A 24,865-nucleotide genomic window follows, 5' to 3' on the forward strand; every position below is an offset into this window, starting at 1 on the left:
CCTGCGATGAACGCAGGGATGGGTGGATGGTGACGGTGCGGGGTGGTGGGTGACCACCCACGGATCCGAGGCCGCGGGAGCGCGCGGAACGGGACCACCGCGTAAGTGGGAAATCTGCTCCGGGATTTTGATCTTTGTTCGTGGTGTGGTCGTGAGGAAGCGCCGGCAGGGAGGCGGCCGGGCGCGGATTATTCCGGGCCGGGGTGCGGGGATCTTGAATTTGTCTCACAGCCACCATCCAGCGTCCGCTGGTAGGGTGCCTGCATGATCGACCCCAGCCCAGAGGGCTGTAGTCCCCAGCCGGGTGAGCCCCGGCCTGTGCTTCTCAGCCCCGATGCCTCTCGTGCATCGCGCGGATCCGGTGACACCGAGGGTGATTCCCCGTGTTGATCGTGGTCGGGCTGCTCCTCATTTTCGTGGTGACCGTCGCTACCGGGTACTTCGTGGCCCAGGAGTTCGGTTACGTGGCCGTGGACCGTGGCAAGCTGCGCCAGGAGGCGGAGGCGGGCGACGCCGCCGCCGCGCGGGCGCTGAAGGTCACCGAGCGGCTCTCCTTCATGCTCTCCGGCGCGCAGCTGGGCATCACCGTGACCGCGCTGCTGGTCGGTTACGTCGCGGAGCCCTACCTGGGTGGCGGGCTGAACGCGTTGTTCGGCGGCACCGGCCTGCCGGCCGCGGTCAGCTATCCGCTGTCCATGGCGCTGGCGCTGACGTTCGCAACGATCGTGCAGATGATCTTCGGTGAGCTCGCTCCCAAGAACCTGGCGATCGCGCGGCCGGAGGCGCTGGCCAAGGCGCTGAGCCGGTCGACGCTGATCTACCTCACCGTGTTCGGGCCGGTGATCAAGCTGTTCGACCTGGCGGCCAGCCGGCTGCTGCGCCGGATCGGCATCGAGCCGGTCGAGGAGCTGCCGGAGGGCGCGACCGCGGAGGATCTGACGCAGATCATCGCGGAGGCGCAGAAGGAAGGACATCTCGACGCCGAGACGTCCGCGCTGCTCGACCGCGGTCTGGACTTCCGCCGGCTGACCGCCGGCGAGGTGATGGTGCCGCGCGTCGACGTGGCCAGCGTGCGCGCGGACGACCCGGTCAGCCGGGTGGTCGAGCTGCTCGCGTCCGGCCACTCCCGGTTCCCGGTGCGCGGCGCCGCGGGCGTCGACGACGTCACCGGTGTGGTCGGCATCAACGACGTGCTGGCGATCCCGCCGGCGAGGCGGTCCGAGGTGCCGGTGAGCGAGATCGCGTCGCCGCCGCTGATGGTGCCGGAGTCGCTGCCGGTCCCGGCCGTGCTGGACCGGCTGCGTGCCGGCCACCGGCAGCTCGCCATCGTGGTCGACGAGTACGGCGGTTTCGCCGGCGTCATCACGCTGGAGGACATCGCCGAGGAGCTGGTCGGCCCGATCCGTGACGAGGACGACCTGCCCGAGGCCTCGCCGGTCAAGCAGGACGACGGGTCCTGGCTGGTCCCGGCCCGCTGGCGGATCGACGAGGTCGCGGACGCGACCGGCATCGCGCTGCCCGAGGCGGACGAGTACGACACGGTCTCCGGCCTGATCATGCGCCAGCTGGGCCGCATCCCGGAGGTCGGTGACGCGCTGGAGCTGACGCTCCCGGGCGTCGAGACCGAGGAGCGGGCACTGGTCAGCGTGATCTCGGTGGACCGGCACGTGCCGGGCACCGTGCGGGTGGAGGTCCGGGCATGAGCGAGCTTGCGAGTGAATCGGTAGTGCGGCGTCTGAACTCATGCCGACGGGGGAGCGAAGCGGAGGAGGCGGCGTGAGTACGACGTGGGCGATAGTGTTCTCGTTCGTCCTGCTGGCCGGTAACGCGTTCTTCGTGGCCGCGGAGTTCGCGCTGATCGCCAGCAAGCGTTACCGGCTGGAGCACGCGGCCGTCGGCGGCGACGCGGCGGACCGGGCCGCGCTGGCCGGCAGCCGTGAGCTGACGGTCATGCTGGCCGGCGCGCAGCTCGGCATCACGCTCTGCTCGCTGGGCCTGGGCGCGCTGGCCGAGCCCGCGATCGAGCACCTGGTCAGCCCGCTGCTGCACGCGGCCGGTCTGCCGGACGCGCCGAGCCACGTGATCGCGTTCCTGTTCGCGCTGCTGCTGGTCACGTTCCTGCACCTGGTGCTGGGCGAGATGATGCCGAAGTCGTGGGCGATCAGCCACCCGGAGAACTCGGCGCGGCTGCTGGCGTTGCCGTTCCGCGGGTTCGCCCGCGCGGTGCGCCCGATCCTGACCGCGCTGAACGCGTCGGCGAACGCGATCCTGCGACTTTTCCGGATCGAGCCGCAGACCGAGCTTGCGCAGGTGCATGATCCGGAGGAGCTGCGCATGCTGCTCGAGCAGTCGCGCCAGCACGGCACGCTCCCGGTGGATCAGCACGCGCTGCTCACCAGCATGCTCGCGCTCCAGCGGACGACGGTGGCGGAGATCGCCACGCCGGCCGCGGAGATGGTGAGCGTGTCGCCGGGTGACACCGCGTTCCGGATCGAGGAGGTGTCGCACGCGACCGGTCGTTCCCGGCTGGCCGTGATCGATCCGGCCGCGCCGGGCGTGCTGGGCATGGTCCACGTGCGGGACGCGGTCCGGGCCACGGCCGGGGCGAGCGGCGCTACCGCGTCCGAGTTGATGTCGGCGCCGTTCACGCTGTCCGCGGACGAGACGCTGATGCAGGCGGTGGGCCGGATGCGGGCCGAGCGGGCGCAGTTCGCGCTGGTGGCGGACGCGGAGGCGACGGTCGGTTTCGTCGCGCTGGAGGATCTCCTGGAGGAGGTCATCGGCGAGTTCGACGACGAGACCGACGACGTGCCGCGCGGACGCCGGATGCGCTGAGTCACAGCTAACGCCCAGTTTTATCGCGATATAACGGACTTTTAGGTCAAGGAGGACGAAGAACATGGTCTTCAAGAAGATGCTCAGCGCCCTCGGTGTGGGCGGCCCGTCCATCGACACGGTGCTCGCCAACCCGAACACCCGGCCCGGCCTCACGCTCGACGGCCAGGTCAACATCATCGGCGGCACCACCGCGGTGGACATCGAGCACGTGGCGCTCGGCCTGGTCACGCGCGTCGAGGTCGAGGGCCACGACACCGAGTGGGACTCGGTCATGGAGTTCCACCGCGTGGTCGTCGCCGGCGCGTTCCGCCTGGAAGCGAACGAGCGGCGTCAGCTGCCGGTCCGCTTCCCGATCCCGTGGGAGACGCCGGTCACCGACGTCTACGGCCAGCGGCTGCGCGGCATGACCATGGGCCTGCGCACGGAGCTGTCCGTGATGCGCGCGGTGGACAAGGGCGACCTCGACCCGATCTACGTGCACCCGCTGCCGATCCAGGAGAAGATCCTGGACGCGTTCATGCGGCTCGGCTTCCACTTCAAGAACGCGGACCTGGAGCGCGGCCGGATCACCGGCGTCAACCAGCAGCTGCCGTTCTACCAGGAGATCGAGTTCTACCCGCCCGCGCAGTACCAGGGCACGATCAACGAGGTCGAGCTGACCTTCGTGACCAACCCGCAGGGCATGGACATCGTGCTGGAGTTCGACAAGCGCGGCGGTTTCTTCACCGAGGGCCGGGACACCTACGGGCGCTACCAGGTCTCGCACGCGCAGGCCGACAGCACGGACTGGGCGCAGGTCGTCGACGGCTGGATGCAGCAGGCGACCAGCGGTTACTCGTCGATGCGCGCGAGCCACGGCGGCGGCTACGGCGCGCCCGGCGGTTACCCGCCGCCCGGGTACCCGGCGCCCGGCGGCTACGGCCAGCAGCCCGGTTACGCCCCTGGTTACGGACAGCCCCCGGGTTACGGGCAGGCGCCCGGATACGGGCATGGCGGCCACGGGGGTTACCACGGGCACCAGCGGCACCGCGGGCACGGCGGCGGCATGGGCGGTGTCGTCGCGGGCGCGGCCGGTGGCCTCATCGGCGGCATGATCCTCGGCGAGGCCATGGGCGACATGTTCGACGGCGGCGACGAGGAATAAAGATCTGAAGCTTTCGGGGGTACGGAGCGCGCGCTCCGTACCCCCGAAAGCTTTTAAAGGGTCGCGGTGGCGAGCTTGGCGCCGAATGCGACGAAGAGCGCGCCGATCGCGGTGGTCCCGGCCCGTGCGAGCAGTCGCCGCCGGCGGAACTGCGCGGCCAGGTAGCTGCCGGAGAAGATCAGCGCGGTCAGGTAGAGCGCGCTGCACAGCTGCGCGATCAGGCCCAGGATCAGGAACGACAGCGCGGGGTACGCATAACCCGGGTCGACGAACTGGATGAAGAAGGAGACGAAGAACAGGATCGCCTTCGGGTTCATCAGGCTGATCACCAGCGCCTTGCGGAACGGCCGGCCGATCGGGGCCTCCGCCGCGGCCGGCTCCTCGGCCCGGCGGCGACGCCAGGCCGCACGCAGCATGTTCAGCCCCACCCAGCACAGGTAGGCCGCGCCCGCGTACTTGATGACCAGGAACAGCGGCGGGTACGCGCGCAGCAGCGACGCCACGCCGGCCGCGGACAGCACCATCAGCACGGCGTCGCCCAGGAACACACCTCCCGCGGCCCGGTAGCCCGCGCCGACGCCCCGGCGGGCGGCGACGGAGAGCACGAACAGCGAGTTCGGCCCCGGTAGCAGGACGATCGCCACCGTGCCGATCACATAGGTCCAGATGTCGGTCACTCCCAGCACGCCCTGCATCATGCGCCGTCCGCGCCGTGATCCTGAAGCCGCTGCCGGAGCGTGGACCGTGAGTCCGGCCACTGGTCGTCCGTCATCGCGAACAGCGCGGTGTCCCGCCACGTGCCGTCCGGCCGCCGCCGGTGCCGGCGCAGCACGCCCTCCTGGACCGCGCCGAGCCGCGCGATCGCCTGTTGTGAGCGCACGTTGCGCACATCGGTGTGCCACTCCACCCGGACCGCGCCGAGCTGCTCGAACGCGCGGGTGAGCAGCAGCAGCTTGGACTCGGTGTTGACGCCGGTGCGCCAGTGGCTCGGCGCGAGGAACGTGTGGCCGATCGCGAGCGTCCGGTGCGTCTCGTTGACGTCGTAGTACGACGTGCTGCCGATGATCGCGCCGGTGCGCGCGTCCTTCTGCACCCACATCGCGTGCGGGGCCGCCAGCCGATGTCGCAGGTAGGCGCGCATCTCGTCCACCGTGGTGGGCGTATCGACCAGCATGTGCCGCCAGACGGCCGGGTCGCCGCAGCTCGCCAGCAGCCCTTCCGCGTGCGCGAGGTCGAGCGGCTCCAGGATCACGTGCGCGCCGGCCAGCGGCTCCGCCGTCACCCACGGGCCGGTGTCAGACCTCAGATAGGCCGGCACGGGTACGGTGACGCGCTCGTCCGGCTCCGGCAGGCCGCGCACCCGGCGCAGCGGGAGCAGCCCGGCCCAGTGCGGCAGCGCCTCGTCGCCGTCCTCCTCCTCGCCGACGCCGTGTGCGCGGACCTTCGTCGACACCTCGGCCAGCGGCAGCGCCAGCACGGTGGTCTGGCCGAGCTCCTTCTTCGTGCCCGGCCGGGAGTCCGCGGCACGGCCTGCCGCGATCTTGTCGACCAGCGCGGTGAGCACGCGTTCCTTCTCCGCGAGGTCGGTGACCGGCACGGCCGTACCGTGGACGATCACGGACCGGTAGTTCGCGCTGTGGTTGAACTGGGAGCGTGCCAGCACCAGCGCGTCCAGGATCGTGGCCTCGACGCAGACGCGCAGGCCCTCTCCGCGGGCGGCCAGCATCGGGCGGCTGCCGGTGGATCCGTGCAGGTACAGCGTGTCGCCGACGCGCACGATCAGCGTGGGCAGCACGCGCGGCTCGCCGTCGACCACGAACGCCAGATGCCCCTCGAAGGACTCGTCCAGGATCGCGTGCGCGGTGGCCCGGTCGTAGCGAATCCGCCCCTTGTCACGCAGCGCCGTGGTCCGATGAGTAGGTGAGAAGTCGTCCCCCACGGGTAGCCACCTCAGCTTTGTTCTAGTACAGTAGGAAAACTGTGGCAGCACATTATCAGATCGTAGGGTCCACGGCCGCCGAGATCTCGGAGAGCGTGGAAGCGGGCGTGCGCTCCGGCTCCCTCGGCCCCGGCGCGGCGCTGCCGCCCGTGCGCGCGCTCGCCAAGTCGCTGAGCTGCAGCCCGGCCACCGTGGCAAAGGCCTACCAGCACCTGCGGCAGCGCGGCCTGATCGAGACCGCGGGCCGCAACGGCACCCGCGTGCGGGAACGGCCGCCGATCGCCACGTCCGGCCGGTCCTCGCTGCGGCTGCCCTCGCCGCCCGGCGCGATCGACCTCTCCACCGGCGAGCCCGACCTCGCGCTGATGCCCGCGCTCGGCCCCCGGCTGGCCCGGCTCGCGGCCGCGGAGTTCACGCCGACCAACTACTCCGGCGGTGGCGCGCTGCCCGAGCTGGTGGCGCTGGCCCGGGAGCGGTTCGCCGGCGACGGCATCCCGATGGGCGATGCGGAGATCACGGTCACCAGCGGCGCGCTCGACGCGATGGAGCGGCTGCTCTCCGCGCACCTGCGGCCCGGCGACAAGGTCGCGGTCGAGGACCCGGGCTGGGCCAACGCGCTCGACCTGATCGCGGCGCTCGGCCTGACCGCGGTGCCGATGCCGGTCGACGACGAGGGGCCGACCGCGGAGGGCATGCGGGCCGCGCTCGCGTCCGGCGCCGGCGCGGTCATCGTCACCACCCGCGCGCAGAACCCGACCGGCGCGGCCGTGAGCGCCTACCGGGCGGCGGAGCTGCGCGCGGTGCTGGCCGAGCACGCGTCCGTGCTGCTCATCGAGGACGATCACGCGGCCGAGCTGGCGCCGGTTACGCTGCACACGCTGGCCGGGGCCGCCGGATCGTGGGCGTTCGTGCGGTCCGTCTCCAAGCCGTACGGGCCTGATCTGCGCCTCGCGGTCGTGGCCGGCGACGAGGTGACCATCGCGCGCGTGGTGGGCCGCATGCGGGTCGGCGCCGGCTGGGTGTCCACGCTGCTCCAGCAGGTCGTGCTCTACCTGTGGCGGGACGACGAGGTGATCAACGGCGTGATCCGGGCGCGGGACGGCTACGTCACCCGGCGCCTCGCGCTGCGCGCCGCGCTCTCCGCGCACGGGCTGGACGCGCGTGGCCGCACCGGGCTGAACGTGTGGGTCAGCGTGCCGGACGAGACGAGGGCCGTCGCGGCGCTGCGCGACGCCGGCTACGTGGTGGCGCCGGGCGCGCTGTTCCGGCTCGCGTCGCCGCCCGGCATCCGGATCACGGTGAGCCCGCTGTCCGACGACGACATCGCGCCGCTGGCCGATGCGGTGGCCGCCGCGGCCGCGCTCGACCCGGTCCCGGCACGGTCCTCGGTGGCGCTCACGGCGTGACGGTTTCTGTCGTACCGCTGGGGTAGAACATGCTGCTATGCAGACGGCTGTCCAATTCGTACCCACGGACGCGACCTCGATCGCGGAGCTCCGCGCCGCCGCCCCCGGCTGCCGCGGCTGTGAGCTGTGGGAACCCGCCACTCAGGTGGTCTTCGGTCGGGGCGACGAGCACGCCCGGGTGATCTTCGTCGGCGAGCAGCCCGGCGACGTGGAGGACCAGCACGGCCTGCCGTTCATCGGTCCGGCCGGGCACCTGCTCCGGCGCGCGGTCGACGACGCGGGCCTGCCGGTGGCGAACCTCTACATCACGAACTCGGTGAAGCACTTCCGGTTCGAGCGGCGCGGCGCGCGGCGCATCCACAAGACGCCGGAGCAGGAGCACATCACCGCCTGCCACCCGTGGCTGATGGGTGAGTTCGCGCTGCTCCGGCCGGAGCTGGTGGTGCTGCTCGGCGCGACCGCGGCCAAGGCGGTGCTCGGCCCGTCGTTCCGGGTCACCCGGTCGCGCGGGCAGCTCATGCCCTGGCCCGCGTCCGCGCAGCGCCCGCAGGACTTCCCGAGCGACCACGAGGCGACGGCGATGGCCACGATCCACCCGTCCGCGGTGCTGCGGGCGGACGATCGGGAGGCGGCGTACAACGGGCTGGTCGCGGACCTGAGGGTGGCGGCCGCCGCATTGACATGATCGATTCCCCGGCTACCGTGAATGTTTCTCACCGTGGTCGGGGGTTCACATGAGGGTGACGGTGGCACGGGTCCAGCGGCGGGTGCTTCTCCTGCTGGCGGCCACCCAGATCATCGGCGGGATCGGCGTGGCGATCGGCATCACGGTCGGCGCGCTGCTGTCCGCGCGAATGGCCGGCGTCGGGCTCTCCGGCCTGCCCGGCAGCGGCGCGGTCATCGGCGGCGCGCTGCTCGCGGTCCCGGTCACCCGGCTGGTGCAGGCGCGCGGGCGACGGCCGGGCCTGGTCCTGGCGTACCTGGTGGGTGCGCTCGGCGCGCTGCTCGTCGTGCTCGCGGCCGTGGCCGGATCGGTGCCGCTGCTGTTCCTCGGCATGTTCCTGTTCGGCGGCGGCACCGCGGCAAACCTGCAGGCACGGTACGTCGCGGTGGACCTCGCCGCGCCCGAGCGCCGCGGACGGGACCTGTCGCTGGTGGTGTGGTCCGCCACGATCGGGTCCGTGACCGCGCCGAACCTGGCAGATCTGGCGGACCGGGCCGTGGCCGGGCTGCGGCTACCGCTGCTGAGCGGCGCGTTCGTGGTCAGCGGCGCGGCGTTCGCGCTGGCCGCGCTCGTGCTGCTGGTGCTGCTCCGGCCGGATCCGCTGCTGCTCGCGCGTACCGTGGCCGGCTCTTCCGCCGTTGATCTCGAAAGACCTTCGGGGGTACGCGCGGGCGCCGGGATCGTGGCCGGGCTGCCGGTGGCCCGGCTCGCGGTCGCGGCCGTCGCCACCGGGCACGTGGTGATGGTCGCGGTGATGTCCATGACACCGGTCCACCTCGGCGAGGGGCACTCCGACGCGGACCTGCTGCGCGTCGTCGGCATCGTGCTGAGCGTGCACATCGCCGGCATGTACGGGCTGTCGCCGGTCACCGGCTGGCTCGCCGACCGGTGCGGGCCGGTCCCGGTGATCATCGGCGGGCTCGCGTTGCTGATCGCGGCGTGCGTGGTCGCGGGCACGGCCGGGCACGACACCCCGATGCTGACGCTCGGCCTGGCGCTGCTCGGGCTGGGCTGGTCCGGCACCATGGTGGGCGGCTCCACGCTGCTCTCCGCCGCGGTCCCGCCCGCGTCGCGACCGGCGGTGCAAGGGCTGTCCGACCTGGTCATGGGCATTGCCGGCGCGGCCGCGGGCGCGCTCAGCGGCGTGGTGGTGGCGTTCGCGGGTTATGGCACGCTGACGGTGGTGGCCGCGATGGCCGCGCTGCCGGTGCTGGCGCTAGCGTTGCGGTCCAGGGCTTCTTCCTGACTTTTGCCGAGAGGATTGTGTGAGTTGCGGCTGACCGATTTCTGGCAGCGGATGGATGCGGTTTTCGGGGCGGGTTACGCGCCGAGCATCGCGACCGATCAGGTGCTGACCACGCTGGGTGGAAAGACCGTGCGCGAAGCGTTGGATTCGGGCGTCGAGACCGTCACCGTCTGGCGTGCCGTTTGTGCTGCATATCCCGATCGCGTGCCGACGACGCTACGGTAAGTAAGTTTTGTGAATAGAACACCCGTTCGGCGCGTGTCGCGTGGATCTCGTACAGGTGTTCGGCTATCGTGCGTTTCCGGGTAAGGGTTCGGCATCGGCGGCCCCCGGAGGCTGTTTTTGTCATACCCAGCGCCTAGCGTGTTGCGCGTGACGAAAGGTTCTTCGAAGACGCCCGCGAAGTCGGCGAATGTAGGGGTGGGTTCAATGGCGGCAGGTCCTGACCGCGAAAAGGCGCTGGAGCTCGCTCTAGCGCAGATCGACAAGCAGTTCGGCAAGGGCTCCGTGATGCGGCTCGGCGAGAAGCCGCATGTCCAGATGGAGATCATCCCGACCGGCTCCATCGCGCTCGACGTGGCGCTCGGCGTGGGCGGTCTGCCCCGCGGCCGGGTCGTCGAGGTCTACGGCCCGGAGTCCTCCGGTAAGACCACGGTGGCGCTCCACGCGGTCGCCAACGTGCAGAAGGCCGGCGGCATCGCCGCGTTCATCGACGCCGAGCACGCGCTCGACCCGGAATACGCGAAGGCGCTCGGCGTCGACACCGACGCGCTCCTGGTCTCGCAGCCCGACACCGGTGAGCAGGCGCTCGAGATCGTCGACATGCTGGTCCGGTCCGGCGCGCTCGACGTCATCGTCATCGACTCCGTGGCGGCCCTGGTGCCCCGCGCCGAGATCGAGGGCGAGATGGGCGACAGCCACGTCGGCCTCCAGGCCCGCCTGATGAGCCAGGCGCTCCGCAAGATCACCGGTATTCTCAACAACTCCAACACCACGGCGATCTTCATCAACCAGCTCCGCGAGAAGATCGGCGTCATGTTCGGCTCGCCGGAGACCACGACCGGTGGTCGCGCGCTGAAGTTCTACGCCTCGGTCCGGCTCGACGTGCGTCGCATCGAGAGCCTGAAGGACGGCACCGACGTGGTGGGTAACCGCACCCGCGTCAAGGTCGTGAAGAACAAGGTCGCGGCGCCGTTCAAGCAGGCCGAGTTCGACATCATGTACGGCAAGGGCATCTCCCGCGAGGGCTCGCTCATCGACGTCGGCGTGGAGCAGAGCATCATCCGGAAGTCCGGTGCGTGGTACACGTACGACGGCGACCAGCTCGGCCAGGGCAAGGAGAAGGCGCGCGAGTTCCTCAAGGAGAACCCGGACGTTGCCGCCGAGATCGAGAAGAAGATCCTGGAGAAGCTCGGCGTGGGCGTGACCAGCGGCGATGCCGCGGGTGGCCCGGAGCTGCCGCCGGTCGACTTCTAGTCGGCGGCCGGTTAGATGGCAGGCCGACGCGGAGCGCGTTCGGGGCGGGGCTGGGATGCCGCGCCGCCCCGGGCGCGCCGATCGTCCTCATCCGCTGCCCGGCAGCGGGACGAGGCCGATGAGATCTACGAGTCGTTCGGGCACTCGGGCTCGTCCGGTGGTGCGGAGGAGCCCGAGCCGTCCGATCCCACCGGCGAGCCGGGGCTGTCCGGCCTGAACGACCGGCCGGATCCCGGCGCCACGAGTTCTGGCATCGCGGCCTCTCGTGGCGCGGCCTCTGGCGTTGCGGCCTCCGGTGCCGAGGCTTCTGGCGGCGAGGTTCGCGGGGGCGTGGGGCCCGGCGGGCAGGGGCGGGCCGACGGAGAGCGCCCACGGCGCACCGGCCGGGCGGCGGCGGGCACGTTCGGCTCGGCCGAGCAGTTCCTGGCCGGGTTGCCGGGGCTGAGCGGTGGCGCGGGGGAGACGGTCGCACGACCGGAGCGGTCCGGCGACGCAGGCCGGGGCAGCCGACGATCCAGCACGCCCGGCGAGTCGGGCTGGGGCAGCCGAGGGTCAGGCGAGTCAGGCTGGGACAACCGACGGCCCGGCGCGTCCGGCGAGTCGGGCTGGGGCAGCCGGCGGTCCGGGGGGTCCGGACGCGATGGCTGGTCCCGGCGGGACGACGAGCCCGGGAGAGAGGTCGCCTCCGAGGTGGAGGGCGGCCCTTTCCACGGCGATGAGCAGCCCGCGCCGGTCCTGGGTGACCGGCGGTCCGACGGACCCGGGCGCGGTCGCTGGTCCCGGCGAGGGTCGGGGAGGGGCATCGTCCCCGAGGCGGAGGACCCCTTCCGCGGCGACGAGCAGCCCGCATCGCACGGTGATGACGAGCAGCCGGCTCGGGGCGGGCGGGCCGGCGCGTCCGGCCGCGGCCGCTGGTCCCGGCGGGACGGCCGATCCGGGCGGGACAGCCGAGCCGGGCAGGAGGCCGGTGCCGCGCGGGACGATGATCCGTTCGGGACGGACGGGCCGGCCGGCGACCAGGACGGTCCCGGCGAGAAACCCGCGCCGGACCTGCGTGCCGAGGCCGAGCGGGCGCGCGAGATCTGCATCCGCCAGCTCGCCACCCGGCCACGCACCCGGGCCGAGCTGACCGCGGTCTTGACCAGGCGGGAGATCCCCGCCGAGGTGATCGAGTCCGTCCTCGCGCGGTACGACGAGGTCGGCATGATCGACGACGCCGCGTTCGCCCGGGAGTGGGTCGCCACCCGGCACCGGGGCCGCGGTCTGTCCCGCCGTGCGCTCGCCGACGAACTGCGCCGCAAGGGCGTCGACAAGGAGACGGCCGGCGCCGCGCTCGACGAGATCGACCCGGAGTCCGAGGAGGCCACGGCGTTCGCGCTGGCCGAGCGGAAGGTGCGGGTCTCCCGCGGCGAGCCGGACGCGGTCTTCCGGCGCGTGGTGGGAATGCTGGCGCGCAAGGGTTACCCGGCCGGCCTGGCGATCCGCGCGGTCAAGGCCGCGATGGAGGCCAAAGCCGCCGAGGCCGAGGACGACGGCTACGCAGAACTGGCCGGCCAGATCGACCCCGACGCCCTCGCTGACTCCACCCGAGGCGACTCCGACCCCCTCTGAGGCAGCTCTGGCCGTGTCTGGCTCTGGTCGTGTCTGGCTCTGGCCGGCGTCTGGCCCTGGCGTGGCCCGCGCCGGGCGCGGGCTGTGGGCGCGTGCAACTCTTTTACGTCGCGTGGAACTACCCCGCGCCGCGCCTGCGCCGCGCCCGCGCCGCGCCGTGCCCGCCCCGCGCCCGCCGCGCCGCGCCCGTGAGCGCCGGTAGAGGTCGCGTGCTCTTTCCCGCGTCACGCGGAACTGGGCCCTGCCCTGAGACGGCTCGGATCCCGCCCGTGCGGCTGTGAACGACGCCTGGATCTCGGTCCTAGCCGGACGCGCGCCGTCGAACGGCACGAGCCCGCCGCTTCGGTGATCGGGGCGTCCTCACATGCTGCTAGAACGGCATGGGGGACGCCCCGATCACCGAGAGGACGGCGCCGCGCGGCACGGAACCGCGTCTCGATCGCCGCGCACGGCGGGAGTCGCGTGCTCTTTCCCGGCCACGGCGGAACCGGCTCCGATGCCGGGAGGCAAGCGGAGCGCCGGCGGAGTCTTGGTGGACGGCGAGGTTTGCCCGCGGGTCCATGATCGGCGGAAACCCCCGATGCGTGACCCCGCAAACCCGTGGGTAGTATGAGCTGGGTGTGAGCATACGTGTGCCGTGTGTCCCACCTGCTTCCGGATGAGGTCTTCTTGACCGAACGGCCCTCTGCGACCTAGCCTCGCGTACAAAGAGGATTGCCCGACCATTGCAGGCTAAGCGCACAACATAGATCGCGTAACAACACGGCATCATTTCAAGGTCGCGTCCGCGCCCGTCCTGATGCCTTCCACCGTCGGCTCGGCCGTGCTGACGGTGGCATGACATACCGCGGCCTGCCGGAGCGTGCCCGAAAGGGTGTGGCCGGTGGGGCGTAACCACGGTCGAGCCGCCCCGGTCGGGCCAGTCCGTGAGCCGCAATACGGCGCATGAGCCGCTGCAAAGGGCGTCCCATGCGGGCGACACGGTGGAGGGGAGGCGGCGGTGACGATCGAATCGCACGCGGACGGTCACGCCGAAGAGGGCGCCGACGGGTCCGGAAAGCCGGCACGACGATGACGGCCCAGTCCGTGGCGCTGTTCAGCGTCGTGCTCGTGTTCGTGCTCGTGCTGCTGGTGGCGGGTGGCCTCGCTTACGGTGTCCGCGTCCTGCGCCGCCTGCAACCGGTTTCCCCCGCGGCCCCCGCCGAGGACGACCCCGCGTTCCTCGCGCAGAAGGACAAGCAGGAGCGCTCGCTCGCCAAGCTGCAGACCGCCGCCGCCGAGGCCACCTCCGCGGTGGAGGAGGCGAAGAACGAGACCGCGGCCGCGCGCACCGAGTCCGCCGCGGCCCGCGCCGAGGCCAGCTCCGCCCGTGCCGAGGCGCGCCGCGTGCTGGACGCCGCGCACGCCGAGGCCGACACGATTCTGGACCGGGCGCACCGCCAGGCCGAGTCCGACGCGGAGCAGGTCCGTGCCGCGGCCCGGCGCAGTGGCGAGCGTGAGGTCGCGCTGCTCAACGCCACGGTCAAGGAGCAGGGCGCCGAGGTCGAGCGCCGCGCCGCCAGGATCGACGAGCGGGAGCGGCAGCACACCGAGGAGCTGGATCGGCTGATCGAGCGCGAGCGCAGGCTCGCCGATCGGGAGAGCGATCTCAGCGCCCGGGAGACCTCGCTGGCCGCGCGCGAGGCCGCGGTCGCCGAGGCCGAGGCGGTGCAGCAGCGCGAGCTGGAGCGCGTCGCCGGCATCACCGCGGACGCGGCCAAGGCCGAGGTGGTGGAGAGCATCGAGGCGCAGGCGAAGCGCGAGGCCGCGATCCTGATCCGCGACATCGAGAGCGACGCCCGCAACACCGCGGAGGACCGTGCCCGGCACCTGGTCGTCGACGCGATCCAGCGGGTCGCCAGCGAGCAGACCGCGGAGAGCGTGGTCAGCGTGCTGCACCTGCCCAGCGACGAGATGAAGGGCCGGATCATCGGCCGCGAGGGCCGCAACATCCGGGCGTTCGAGTCGGTCACCGGCGTCAACCTGATCATCGACGACACGCCCGAGGCCGTGCTGCTCTCCTGCTTCGACCCGGTCCGCCGCGAGATCGGCCGCCTCACGCTGGACAAACTGGTCCTCGACGGCCGCATCCACCCGCACCGCATCGAAGAGGTCTTCGAGACCGCGAAGGACGAGGTCGAGCGCCTCTGCCTCCGCGCTGCCGAGGACGCGCTGGTCGAGGTCGGCATCACCGACATCCACCCGGAGCTGGTCACCTACCTGGGCCGGCTGCGGTACCGCACCAGCTACGGGCAGAACGTGCTCAAGCACCTGGTCGAGACCGCGCACATCGCCGGCGTGATGGCCGCGGAGCTGCGGCTGGACGTGCCCACGATCAAGCGTTGCGCGTTCCTGCACGACATCGGCAAGGCGCTCACCCACGAGGTCGAGGGCAGCCACGCGCTGATCGGCGCGGACCTGGCCCGTAAGTACGGCGAGTCCGAGGACGTGGTGCACGCGATCGAGGCGCACCACAACGAGGTCGCGCCGCAGACCATCGAGGCGGTCCTCACCCAAGCCTCGGACGCCTGTTCCGGCGGTCGCCCCGGCGCCCGGCGCGAGAGCCTGGAGGCCTACGTCAAGCGCCTCGAGCGCATCGAGGAGATCGCCGGTGGGAAGACCGGCGTCGACAAGGTCTTCGCGATGCAGGCCGGCCGCGAGATCCGGGTGATGGTCCGTCCCGAGGACGTCGACGACATCTCCGCCGCCGTCCTGGCCCGCGACGTGGCCAAGCAGATCGAGGAGGAGCTGACCTACCCCGGTCAGATCCGCGTCACCGTCGTCCGCGAATCCCGCGTCACGGAAATCGCCCGCTGAGACCCCAAAACCTTACAAGCTGATTTCCCGCTTCCGGCGTGGTTGCGGTCCGCATGCTCCCGCGGGCACCGGTCGTCGCTGGCGCTCCTCCCTGCCGGTGCCGTGGGTGGCCGGGCAAGAACCCGCCCGGTGGTCCACCGGCCCGGCATCGCACCCGCCCGGATGTGCGACGGAGACCGGATGAAGGCGACAGCCCCGGTGACGCGATCGCCGCACGGGACCGGGCGGCGGACGGCCCTTCCGCGGATGCAGGAAGAGGGCACCCCCTCTCCGGGATGCCCTCTTCCGTCGTGCGGTGACTACATGATCAAGCCTGGTTGCGGGCCCCCGCGACACCGTCGGCCGCGCTGAACGAGGCGTCGAGGGCCTGAGCGGGAAGGCTCTCCGTCGGGGCCGTCCGCTGCATGCGGATGCCGCGGCGGCTGGAACGGCGGTCGACGAAGTTCGCCAGCGACGTGAGCAGCGAGTTGACCGCGATGTAGATCGCGGCGACCACGATCGCGGCCGCGACCACGTTCGCCCGGTTGGCGCCGAGGTCGTTGACGCCGCGCTGCATCAGCTCCGGGAAGGCCACGATGTAGCCGAGCGCGGTGTCCTTCACCAGGACGACCAGCTGGCTCAGGATGACCGGGAGCATGGCACGGGCGGCCTGCGGGATCAGGATGTGCCGCATGACCTGGTTCTTGCGCATGCCGATGCCGTACGCGGCCTCGCCCTGCCCGCGCGGCACCGACCTGACGCCGGCCCGGAACGCCTCGGCCAGCACCGAGCCGTTGTAGAGCGTGAGACCGATGACGACCGACCAGAACGCGCTGACCGGGACGCCGCCGTTGATGTAGGGCAGGCCGTAGAAGATGAAGAAGATCATCAGCAGCAGCGGGACGGCCCGGAAGAACTCCACCACCGCGCCGGCCGGGACCCGTACCCACCAGTGGTCGGAGAGACGGCCGACCGCGAACACGATGCCGAACGTCAGCGACAGCACCATGGCGACCAGCGCCGCGCTGAGCGTCTGGATCAGGCCGGGGATGATGAAGTTGACCCACGTGTTCGACTCGAGGAACGGCTTCCAGAGCTCGGGCGCCCACTGGCCCTTCTCGTCGAACTTCAGGTAGATCCAGTAGAACAGCGCGAGCAGACCCAGCCCGAACACGACGGTGAGGATCATGTTGCGGGTCTTGGCACGAGGGCCGGGGTGGTCGTAGAGGACCGCGTCGGTGCTCATGTCAGCGCTTCACCGCCAAACGGTTCGCCAGCCAGCCGAAGAGGTAGCCGGTGGGGATCAGGAACGCCGCGAACGTACCGGCGAAGATGACGAAGATCAGGATGACCTGGCTGCCGTTGTCGTTGATCAGCGTCTTCATCGCGTTGGAGGACTCCGCGAGGCCGATCGTGCCGACGATCGTGGCGTTCTTCGCCAACGCGATGAACACGCTGCCGAGCGGCGCGATCACCGCACGGGCCGCCTGCGGCAGCACGATCATGCGCAGCACCTGGAAGAACGACAGCCCGAGCGCACGTGCGGCCTCGGACTGGCCCGCCGACACCGTGTTGATGCCGGAGCGGATCGCCTCACAGACGAACGAGGACGTGTAGACCGCGAGGCCGACGACGCCCAGCCAGAAGTTGTTCAGGTCGATCTCTTCGCTGAGCTCCAGGCCGAGCGTGGAGTACAGGCCGAAGTAGCAGAAGAACACGATCAGGGTCAGCGGGGTGTTCCGGAAGGTGTTCACCCAGGCGGCGCCGAAGCCGCGCAGGACCGGAATCGGGGAGACCCTGAAGCCGGCGAGGATCACGCCGAGCACGAGCGCGCCGAGCGCTCCCGCGCCGGTAAGGCGGAGGATCCAGCTGAAGCCGGTGAGATAGAGATCCAGATTGTCGGGATCGCTCAGGAGATCCATGTCTCGCTTCCTAGCGCCGGGTACGACGAGGGGCCGGCCAGGAAGAGGGCCGGCCCCTCGGGCAACGATGGGGGATGTGTCAGGCGGGGCAGTTGGTCAGCTTGGTGGCGTCGAACGTCGGGGCGGGCGTGCCGCCCTTACCGAGCGTGGCGTCCCAGGCGGCCTTGTAGGAGCCGTCGTCCGCGGCGGCCTTCAGGATCTCGTTGATCTTGGTGCAACCCGCGGTGTCGGTCTTCTTCAGACCGATGCCGTACGGCTCCGAGCTGAACGGCTTGCCGACGACCTTGAACTTGCCCGCGTACTCGGCCTGTGCCGCGTAACCCGCGAGGATGATGTCGTCAGTGGTGACCGCGTCGACCTGGCCGGTGCCGAGCGCCTGCACGCACTTGGAGTACGAGTCGAACTCCTGCAGGCCGACCTTCGGGTACTCCTCCTTGATCCGCTTCGCCGGGGTGGAACCCGCGACGGAGCAGACCTTCTTGCCCTCCATCGCCTCCGGCCCGGTGACCGTCGAGTCGGTCTTGACCAGCAGGTCCTGGCCGGCGACGTAGTACGGACCGCCGAAGGCGACCTTCTTCTTGCGGTCGTCGTTGATCGTGTAGGTGGCGATCACGAGGTCGACCTGGCCCTGCTCGATGAACGGCTCACGGTTGGCGGACACCGTGGTCTTCCACTCGATCTTCGACGCGTCCAGGCCGAGGCCCTTGGCGATGATCTTGCCGACCTCGATGTCGAAGCCCTCGTACGTCGTACCGGTCTGCAGGCCGAGGCCCGGCTGGTCCGACTTGACACCGATGACCAGCTTGCCGCCGGCGGCCTTGCCGACGATGCCGTCGCCGGAGCCGCTGCCGCCCGCGCCGTCGCTGCCGTCGCCGCAGGCGGCAACAGACAGGGCGAGGACCGCCGCCGTGGCGACCGCCGCCATCCGCGAAATACGCATTCTGTGTTCTCCTCCTAGGTCACGGGACTGCCGTGAAGGCGGCGTCTCCGCAGTGGACGTTCCGGGTCAGTAGATGCGAAGCACCTGCAGGTCAGTGGGTGAGGATCTTCGACAGGAAGTCCTTGGCCCGGTCGCTCTGCGGGTTGGCGAAGAACTCCGCCGGCGGCGCCTGCTCGACCAGCTGGCCGTCGGCCATGAACACGACGCGCTTCGCCGCGTGACGCGCGAAGCCCATCTCGTGCGTGACCACCACCATGGTCATGCCCTCGGCGGCGAGCGACGTCATCACGTCCAGCACCTCGCCGACCATCTCAGGGTCGAGCGCGCTGGTCGGCTCGTCGAAGAGCATCGCCTTCGGGTCCATGGCCAGTGCCCGTGCGATCGCGACCCGCTGCTGCTGTCCACCGGAGAGCATCGCGGGGTACTTGTCCGCCTGGTTCGCGATGCCGACGCGGTCCAGCAGCGCCATCGCGCGCTCCTTGGCCTCGGCCGGCTTCCTCTTCCGGACCTTGACCGGCCCGAGGGTCACGTTCTCCAGGATCGTCTTGTGAGCGAAGAGGTTGAACGACTGGAACACCATGCCCACATCGCTGCGGAGGCGGGCCAGAGCCTTGCCCTCCGCCGGGAGCGGCTGCCCGTCGAACGTGATGGTGCCTCCGTTGATCGGCTCCAGCCGGTTGATCGACCGGCACAGCGTCGACTTGCCGGAGCCCGACGGGCCGATCACCACGACCACCTCGCCGCGATCGATCGAGAGGCTGACGTCTCGCAACACGTGCAAGGGCCCGTAGTGCTTGTTCACCCGGTCCAGCACGATGAGCGGCTCGCCCTCTGCCACGCTTGTCACCGTCCCCCTCGTACCCTCTGATTGCCTCTGGCCCTTGAAATGCTTGTGGCCTTGTGCGGCAAACTTTAGGGGTGCCCTTGTGTCGAGAAGCACCCTTGTTGGTCACGGAGAGGCAACACTTGACCGTGACCACACGATGGCGGCACCGATGGTAACCACACGGTGCACGCATAGAGGCGGGACCGGATTCACGGAATGCCGGGCGCGCCGGATACGCTGGTCATCGCCATGACTACCGCAGCCCCTTCCGCGCCGTCCGAGGCCCGCACCTACGAGGTGCGCACCTACGGCTGCCAGATGAACGTGCACGATTCCGAGCGCATATCCGGCCTGCTCGAAGCGGCCGGTTACGTGCGCGCGCCCGGTGACGGAGACCCCGACGTGGTCGTCTTCAACACCTGCGCGGTCCGGGAGAACGCGGACAACCGCCTCTACGGAAACCTCGGCCACCTGCGCCCGGTGAAGGACGCCCACCCCGGCATGCAGATCGCGGTCGGCGGCTGCCTCGCCCAGAAGGACCGCGGCGACATCGTCGCGAAGGCGCCCTGGGTCGACGTCGTCTTCGGCACGCACAACATCGGCTCGCTGCCCGCGCTGCTGGAGCGCGCCCGCCACAACGCGGACGCGGAGGTGGAGATCCTCGAGTCGCTGGAGGTCTTCCCGTCCACGCTGCCGACGCGCCGCGAGTCGACCTACGCCGGCTGGGTGTCGGTCTCGGTCGGCTGCAACAACACCTGCACGTTCTGCATCGTGCCGTCGCTGCGCGGCAAGGAGAAGGACCGCCGCCCCGGCGACGTGCTGGCCGAGGTGCGCGCGCTGGTCGCCGAGGGCGTGCTGGAGGTGACGCTGCTCGGGCAGAACGTCAACTCCTACGGCGTCGAGTTCGGCGACCGCTACGCGTTCGGCAAGCTGCTGCGCGCTGCCGGCGAGATCGACGGCCTGGAGCGGATCCGCTTCACCAGCCCGCACCCGAAGGACTTCACGGACGACGTGATCGCCGCGATGGCCGAGACGCCGTCCGTCTGCCACCAGCTGCACATGCCGCTGCAGTCCGGCTCCGACAGCATGCTGAAGGCGATGCGCCGCTCCTACCGCCAGGAGCGCTACCTCGGCATCATCGAGAAGGTGCGCGCCGCCATGCCGGACGCGGCCATCACCACGGACATCATCGTCGGCTTCCCCGGCGAGACCGAGGCCGACTTCGAGGCCACGCTGGACGTGGTGCGTGAGGCCCGCTTCTCCAGCGCGTTCACGTTCCAGTACTCGAAGCGTCCCGGCACGCCCGCCGCCACCATGGACGGTCAGATCCCGAAAGAGGTCGTCAAGGACCGCTACGGCCGCCTGATGCAGGTCGTCGAGGAGATCACCTGGTCCGAGAACCGCAAGCAGATCGGCCGCGAGGTCGAGCTGCTGGTCGCGGTCGGCGAGGGCCGCAAGGACGAGCGCACCGGCCGGATGACCGGCCGCGCCCGCGACGGCCGGCTGGTCCACTTCAACACCGGCGACCTCGGCCCCGCGATCCGCCCCGGCGACATCGTCCACACCGAGATCACCTACGCCGCCCCGCACCACCTCAACGCGGACGGCGCGCCCCTGAGCCACCGCACGACCCGCGCGGGCGACGCCTGGGCCGCGGGCCACAGCCCGCGCACGCCGGGCGTCAACCTGGGTCTCCCGACGATCGGCGTTCCCGCGCCGCTCCCGGCCGCCGCCAACGCCTGCCAGACGCACTGAAGGGACGCCCCGGGCGCGCTACCGGCGCGTCCGGGCAATACCCGCCATTGACGAGTAGCGGGCAACCACGTTGCGGGATTCTGGCAGCGGCCGCTGCCAGAATCCCACAACCCCAGAGACGCCATCGGTACGCGTAGAGCGCGTCACGCCGCGACCGGTGACGCATCGTCCGGGGAGTCCGCGGAAGTGCCGTTCGACGTCATCGAGTTGATCCGGGCGCCGGGTCGGCGGCTCGTACGGCCGGGCGGCCCGGTGATCGAGGAGATCTCGTTGAGTTGTTCCGGGGTCAACGTGGAGTTCGAATATTGCAATGCTGTCGCTGCCCGTACTGCGTCGCGCAGCGTCGCCGAGCCGATGCCCTCGCCGGCCAGCAGACCTGCGATGAACCTGGTCTCGTTCTTGCGGTCGTCACGCAGCTTGTCGATCAGCTGCAGCATCAACGAACGTGCAGCGTCCGCCCGGCGGAAGAACAGGAAACTGACCGCCTGCGTCGCGAGCCCCACCGCGCCGGCTATCCCCGCAGGCTCGGACTGATCGGGGTGGGTGAGTAGATACACGCAGGCCGCGATCACCACGCCGAAGCCCGCAACCCCGAAGACCACGCTCGCCACGAAGGTGGCGAATGCCTGCTGATGGCCCTGTGCGTAGTACTTGACGATCAGCCTGGCGTGCCCGTCGGCCTGGTGGGTGGCGGCCTTGGCGAGGATCGCACAGGCCTCGGCACAAGCCTCCTGCCCCGATCGCTGCGCCTCCGGACAATCCGAGGACGGGCGGGAGAGCGCCTCGAACGCGGCGTGCGCCCTGGTCTGCTCCGATGGGGTCTTCGACGGGGCGACGGTGATGCCGAGCGCTCCGATGACCTCCTTCTCGATCTGATCCGTTTTCTTCCAGGCCGCGGCGGCCGGAACGGCGAGGAACAGTCCGATCACGATGACCACGCCGGTGGCGATGATGGACATCAGGTCGAGCATGTCGTCACACCTCCGATTGCCGTGCGCCGAGCAGTTGCAGGAGGCCGCGAATTGCGATGAAGGTCAGCTGGAATGCGAATTTGACCAGCATGAACATCAAGGAGATCGTGCCGCTGACGAGTTGAAGGACAAGGTCCATCGGAACGCCCTCTCTGGTGGATTCCAGGACCGTAATGCGGGGACGGCGTGTCACGCATCGGCCGACGTGTGGCTCGTCGTCGCCTTCATGTCCGGTGCGTGACGTCCGGTTCGACGCTTGGCGGACTGCTGATCCGATGACGGTGAGGAAGAAGGGCGGTGGTCGCCGCCGGACGGCGGACGGCCACCGCCCTTGCGGCGGAGCGATTCCGTCAACTGACGCAGGAAGTGCCGTTCAGCGCGACCGATGCCGGTGAGGCGGCGGTGCCGTTGGCGGTGAAGCCGATGGCGACGGAGGCACCGGGGGACAGCGACGGGCTCCAGGCCGGGGCAGCGGCCGTGACCGTGGTGCCGGACTGGGTGAGCGTGGCGTTCCAGCCGCTGGCCAGCGAGACGCCCGTCGGCCAGGTCCAGGTGGCGCGCCACGGGCTGGCCGCGGACGTGCCCGTGTTGCGGACCGTGAGCGTGCCCTGGAAGCCGCCCTGCCACGCGCTGTCCTGTGTGTAGGCGATCGTGCAGGCGCTACTGCCACCGGTCTGCGTCGGCGTCGGCGTCGCCGTGCCGCCGCCTCCGACCGGAGCGATCAGGTACGGCGAGAGGATCGCCTGCTTGGCCTCGTTGATCGTGGTCCAGTCGTCGTTCGCGATGCCACCGGTGTCGCCGGAGTTCGGGTTCCACGACCAGTACGTGAACGACATGCCGGTCACACCGGTGCCGGTGTAGGCCATGAGCGAGGTGAGCCACACCCGGTCGATGTCGTTCGCCAGCGTGGTGCCGAACTCGCCCATCATGATCGGCGCGATGTTCTGCTTGTGCAGGTAGCCGAAGTAGTGGTCCCAGACCGCCGGCATGTTCGCCGGGTACGCCGGGTCGTCGAACCAGTCCTGGTGGTAGACCGACGTGGCGTACTCGTGCGGCGAGTAGACCAGCCGGTTCGCCACGGTCAGCCGCACCGGGAACGCGCCGGCCTGCGACAGGTTCCCGCCCCACCAGCCGCAGTCCTCGTCGTTGCCGGGATCGCCGTCCCACACGTCGGACAGTCCGCCGCTCGGGCAGGACACGCCCTCCACGAAGATCAGCCAGTTCGGCTGCACGGCCAGGATCGCGTTGCCGGCCCGCTCGGCCGCCAGCCGCCAGTCCCGGGTGGTGACGCCGCAGCCCCAGCAGGCGCCGGTCGCGTTCGGGTTCGTACCCTCGGCGTGCGGCTCGTTGTGCAGGTCCGCGCCGATCACGGTGGTGTTCCCGGCGTACCGGCGGGCCAGCATCAGCCAGTCGTCGATCCAGGTCTGCTCCGTGACCGTGGGGGTGTACCAGAGCGGCGACTGCCCCGCGGAGGTCGGCCGGTGCCGGTCCAGGATGACCCGCATGCCCTTATCGCCGGCGTACTCGATCACCCGATCGAGGATCTGCAGCGGGCTCAGCCCGGCCAGGTCCGGGTTGACGAAGTCGTTGATGCCGGTCGCGGTCGCACCGGCCTTCAGCGCGTCGTTCGAATACGGGATGCGCAGCGTGTTGTAGCCGAGCCGGGCCATCGTGTCGAGCTGGCTCCGCCACGGGTTGTTCGACCACAGCCCGTGGAACGTCTTGTTGTCCGTCTCCATCCCGAACCAGTTGATGCCGGTGATCCGTACCGTGGCGCCGGTCGTGTCCACGATCCTGTTCCCGCTGGTGTGCAGGTAGCCGGTGCCGGTCGACGCGCTCGCGGCCGGCGCGTGCACCGTGGCGACGAGCAGCCCCGCCGCGGTGAGGACGGCCGCGGCGAGCGCGGAGAACCGTCTGCGTGACATGAAATGGAGCTCCGTTCGTGGGTGGGGACATGCCCGGACCCATGCCCACGGTGGGTGTCGTTGTGGTGCTGCCCTCGGCTCCGAGATCGATTCTCATCGACGCCCGGCGGAGAGTCAAACCCCACGATCAAAACCGGTCCACGGGTACGGAATCGGCTATCGCACCTGCGGCCGAGCTCACGGGATGATCGGGACATGACCGACATCGCGCAGCAGAACACGCTCGGCTTCGACGACATCCAGACCGCAGCAACCATCGTCGCCGCGCACCTCCCGCCCACCCCCATGTGGGAATATCCGCAGCTCAGCGACGTGGTCGGCGCGCGCCTGCACATCAAGCACGAGAACACGCAGCCGACCGGTGCGTTCAAGGTCCGCGGCGCCCTCAACCTGCTCGGCCGGATGAACCCGGCCGGCCTCGCGCGCGGCGTGGTCACCTACTCGACCGGCAACCACGCGCTGGCGATCGCGTACGCCGCCCGCGAGTTCGGCGCGCCCTGCACCGTCGTGATGCCGGAGGCCGCCAACCCGAGCAAGGTCCGGGCCGTGCGCGCGCTCAAGGCCGAGGTCGCCCTGCACGGCGTGAACATGGCCGACATGGAACGCCACGCGACCACACTCTCCGCCGGCAACGGTTTCACCCTGGTCAGCCCCGGCGACACACCCGAGCTGATCGCCGGCGTCGGCAGCGCCTACCTGGAGGCTCTCCACCAGCTGCCCGCCGCCGACGCGATCGTGGTCCCGGTCGGCGCCGGCACCGGCGCGGCCGCCGCCTGCCTGGTCGCCGCCCAGCTGGCACCGGCCTGCCGGGTGATCGGCGTGCAGTCGTCATCCGCCCCCGCCGCCCACGACTCCTGGCGGGCCCGGGACCTGCTGCACCGCCCGAACGAGACCACGGTCGAGGGCTTGGCCACCGGCCGCGGTTTCGCCGTGCCACAGTCCGTCCTGCGCGACCACCTGGCAGACTTCCTGCTGGTCACGGACGAGGAGATCGGCGCCGCCCGCCGCCTGCTGGCCACCCACGCGCACACGCTCGCCGAGGGCGCCGGCGCCGCCGCCCTGGCCGGCATCCTGAGGCATCCCGACCGGTTCACCGGCCAGACCATCATCGTCATGTGCACCGGTGGCAACGCCGGCCCCACCGAACTCGCCACCCTCGGCTGACCCACGCCCGCCGCTCCCCGTCTCAGGGCGAGGTAGTCACAGTCGGCCACTATTTCCTGACATTCCGGGCGCGGGTGCCCGGAGCGCGGGCCTCGGTTTCCGGCTCTGTTTCGTTCCCGCCGAAGGCAAGACAGCACCCAGGC

20 protein-coding genes are annotated in these 24,865 nt (G+C 70.7%); 12 read left to right on the forward strand and 8 right to left on the reverse strand.

What is annotated here, in order from left to right:
* The first annotated feature begins 383 nt into the window (after positions 1-383).
* The 3 genes from OP04_RS37645 (at position 384) to OP04_RS37655 (ending at position 3,982) form a co-directional block, all read left to right on the forward strand.
* Complete coding sequence (locus tag OP04_RS37645; protein WP_033344739.1) at positions 384-1,703, forward strand: hemolysin family protein; 1,320 nt, start codon at positions 384-386, stop codon at positions 1,701-1,703.
* Positions 1,704-1,776: 73 nt separating this feature from the next.
* Positions 1,777-2,835 (forward strand): hemolysin family protein, encoded by a 1,059-nt coding sequence (locus OP04_RS37650; protein ID WP_033344740.1) that lies wholly within the window; start codon positions 1,777-1,779, stop codon positions 2,833-2,835.
* A gap of 64 nt (positions 2,836-2,899) precedes the next feature.
* Positions 2,900-3,982, forward strand: a complete 1,083-nt coding sequence (locus tag OP04_RS37655; protein ID WP_033344741.1) for a sporulation protein — start codon at positions 2,900-2,902, stop codon at positions 3,980-3,982.
* A gap of 53 nt (positions 3,983-4,035) precedes the next feature.
* On the opposite strand, the gene leuE is transcribed toward OP04_RS37655, so the two are convergent.
* On the reverse strand, positions 4,036-4,680 hold the full coding sequence (gene leuE, locus OP04_RS37660; protein ID WP_033344742.1) for a leucine efflux protein LeuE: 645 nt from the start codon (positions 4,678-4,680) through the stop codon (positions 4,036-4,038).
* Positions 4,677-5,921: a bifunctional pyridoxamine 5'-phosphate oxidase family protein/GNAT family N-acetyltransferase gene (locus OP04_RS37665; protein WP_033344743.1), complete on the reverse strand. Its 1,245-nt coding sequence runs from the start codon at positions 5,919-5,921 to the stop codon at positions 4,677-4,679. Before OP04_RS37665 ends, leuE begins: the two co-directional genes overlap by 4 nt.
* Positions 5,922-5,962: 41 nt before the next feature.
* Here OP04_RS37665 and OP04_RS37670 point away from each other — a divergent pair, with 41 nt between their 5' ends.
* The 7 genes from OP04_RS37670 (at position 5,963) to rny (ending at position 15,240) form a co-directional block, all read left to right on the forward strand.
* On the forward strand, positions 5,963-7,327 hold the full coding sequence (locus OP04_RS37670; RefSeq protein WP_033344744.1) for an aminotransferase class I/II-fold pyridoxal phosphate-dependent enzyme: 1,365 nt from the start codon (positions 5,963-5,965) through the stop codon (positions 7,325-7,327).
* A gap of 37 nt (positions 7,328-7,364) precedes the next feature.
* Positions 7,365-8,012: a UdgX family uracil-DNA binding protein gene (locus OP04_RS37675; protein ID WP_033344745.1), complete on the forward strand. Its 648-nt coding sequence runs from the start codon at positions 7,365-7,367 to the stop codon at positions 8,010-8,012.
* A 49-nt stretch (positions 8,013-8,061) separates the two neighbouring features.
* The gene (locus tag OP04_RS37680) at positions 8,062-9,297 is read left to right on the forward strand and encodes an MFS transporter (protein ID WP_033344746.1); all 1,236 of its coding nucleotides are present in this window, start codon (positions 8,062-8,064) and stop codon (positions 9,295-9,297) included.
* Between the two features lie 24 nt (positions 9,298-9,321).
* Positions 9,322-9,522, forward strand: coding sequence for a DUF3046 domain-containing protein (locus OP04_RS37685; RefSeq protein WP_033344747.1), 201 nt, complete (start codon positions 9,322-9,324; stop codon positions 9,520-9,522).
* A gap of 204 nt (positions 9,523-9,726) precedes the next feature.
* Positions 9,727-10,773: a recombinase RecA gene (recA, locus tag OP04_RS37690; RefSeq protein WP_033344748.1), complete on the forward strand. Its 1,047-nt coding sequence runs from the start codon at positions 9,727-9,729 to the stop codon at positions 10,771-10,773.
* Positions 10,774-11,823: 1,050 nt separating this feature from the next.
* Positions 11,824-12,384, forward strand: a complete 561-nt coding sequence (locus tag OP04_RS56045; protein ID WP_033344896.1) for a regulatory protein RecX — start codon at positions 11,824-11,826, stop codon at positions 12,382-12,384.
* Between the two features lie 1,071 nt (positions 12,385-13,455).
* Complete coding sequence (rny, locus tag OP04_RS37700; RefSeq protein ID WP_033344749.1) at positions 13,456-15,240, forward strand: ribonuclease Y; 1,785 nt, start codon at positions 13,456-13,458, stop codon at positions 15,238-15,240.
* A gap of 307 nt (positions 15,241-15,547) precedes the next feature.
* Here the strand turns inward: rny and OP04_RS37705 are convergent, their stop codons facing one another.
* From OP04_RS37705 to OP04_RS37720, 4 genes are all read right to left on the reverse strand, one after another.
* Positions 15,548-16,465: an amino acid ABC transporter permease gene (locus OP04_RS37705; protein ID WP_085067080.1), complete on the reverse strand. Its 918-nt coding sequence runs from the start codon at positions 16,463-16,465 to the stop codon at positions 15,548-15,550.
* Between the two features lies 1 nt (position 16,466).
* Positions 16,467-17,141, reverse strand: coding sequence for an amino acid ABC transporter permease (locus OP04_RS37710; RefSeq protein ID WP_033344750.1), 675 nt, complete (start codon positions 17,139-17,141; stop codon positions 16,467-16,469).
* A gap of 79 nt (positions 17,142-17,220) precedes the next feature.
* On the reverse strand, positions 17,221-18,081 hold the full coding sequence (locus OP04_RS37715) for a glutamate ABC transporter substrate-binding protein (RefSeq protein WP_033344751.1): 861 nt from the start codon (positions 18,079-18,081) through the stop codon (positions 17,221-17,223).
* A gap of 91 nt (positions 18,082-18,172) precedes the next feature.
* Positions 18,173-18,919: an amino acid ABC transporter ATP-binding protein gene (locus OP04_RS37720; RefSeq protein WP_033344752.1), complete on the reverse strand. Its 747-nt coding sequence runs from the start codon at positions 18,917-18,919 to the stop codon at positions 18,173-18,175.
* Between the two features lie 231 nt (positions 18,920-19,150).
* Here OP04_RS37720 and miaB point away from each other — a divergent pair, with 231 nt between their 5' ends.
* Entirely contained in the window at positions 19,151-20,662 is a 1,512-nt protein-coding gene (miaB, locus tag OP04_RS37725; protein ID WP_198154126.1) for a tRNA (N6-isopentenyl adenosine(37)-C2)-methylthiotransferase MiaB, read from the forward strand.
* A gap of 143 nt (positions 20,663-20,805) precedes the next feature.
* On the opposite strand, the gene OP04_RS37730 is transcribed toward miaB, so the two are convergent.
* Both OP04_RS37730 and OP04_RS37735 read right to left on the reverse strand, forming a co-directional pair.
* The gene (locus OP04_RS37730) at positions 20,806-21,633 is read right to left on the reverse strand and encodes a TRADD-N-associated membrane domain-containing protein (RefSeq protein WP_033344753.1); all 828 of its coding nucleotides are present in this window, start codon (positions 21,631-21,633) and stop codon (positions 20,806-20,808) included.
* 350 nt (positions 21,634-21,983) lie between these two features.
* The gene (locus OP04_RS37735) at positions 21,984-23,558 is read right to left on the reverse strand and encodes a cellulase family glycosylhydrolase (protein ID WP_033344754.1); all 1,575 of its coding nucleotides are present in this window, start codon (positions 23,556-23,558) and stop codon (positions 21,984-21,986) included.
* Between the two features lie 195 nt (positions 23,559-23,753).
* On the opposite strand from OP04_RS37735, the gene OP04_RS37740 reads away from it, so the two are divergent.
* Entirely contained in the window at positions 23,754-24,722 is a 969-nt protein-coding gene (locus tag OP04_RS37740) for a threonine ammonia-lyase (RefSeq protein WP_033344755.1), read from the forward strand.
* The last annotated feature ends 143 nt before the right edge of the window (positions 24,723-24,865 follow it).

This window comes from Catenuloplanes japonicus, assembly GCF_000717135.1.
Taxonomy (GTDB): domain Bacteria; phylum Actinomycetota; class Actinomycetes; order Mycobacteriales; family Micromonosporaceae; genus Catenuloplanes; species Catenuloplanes japonicus.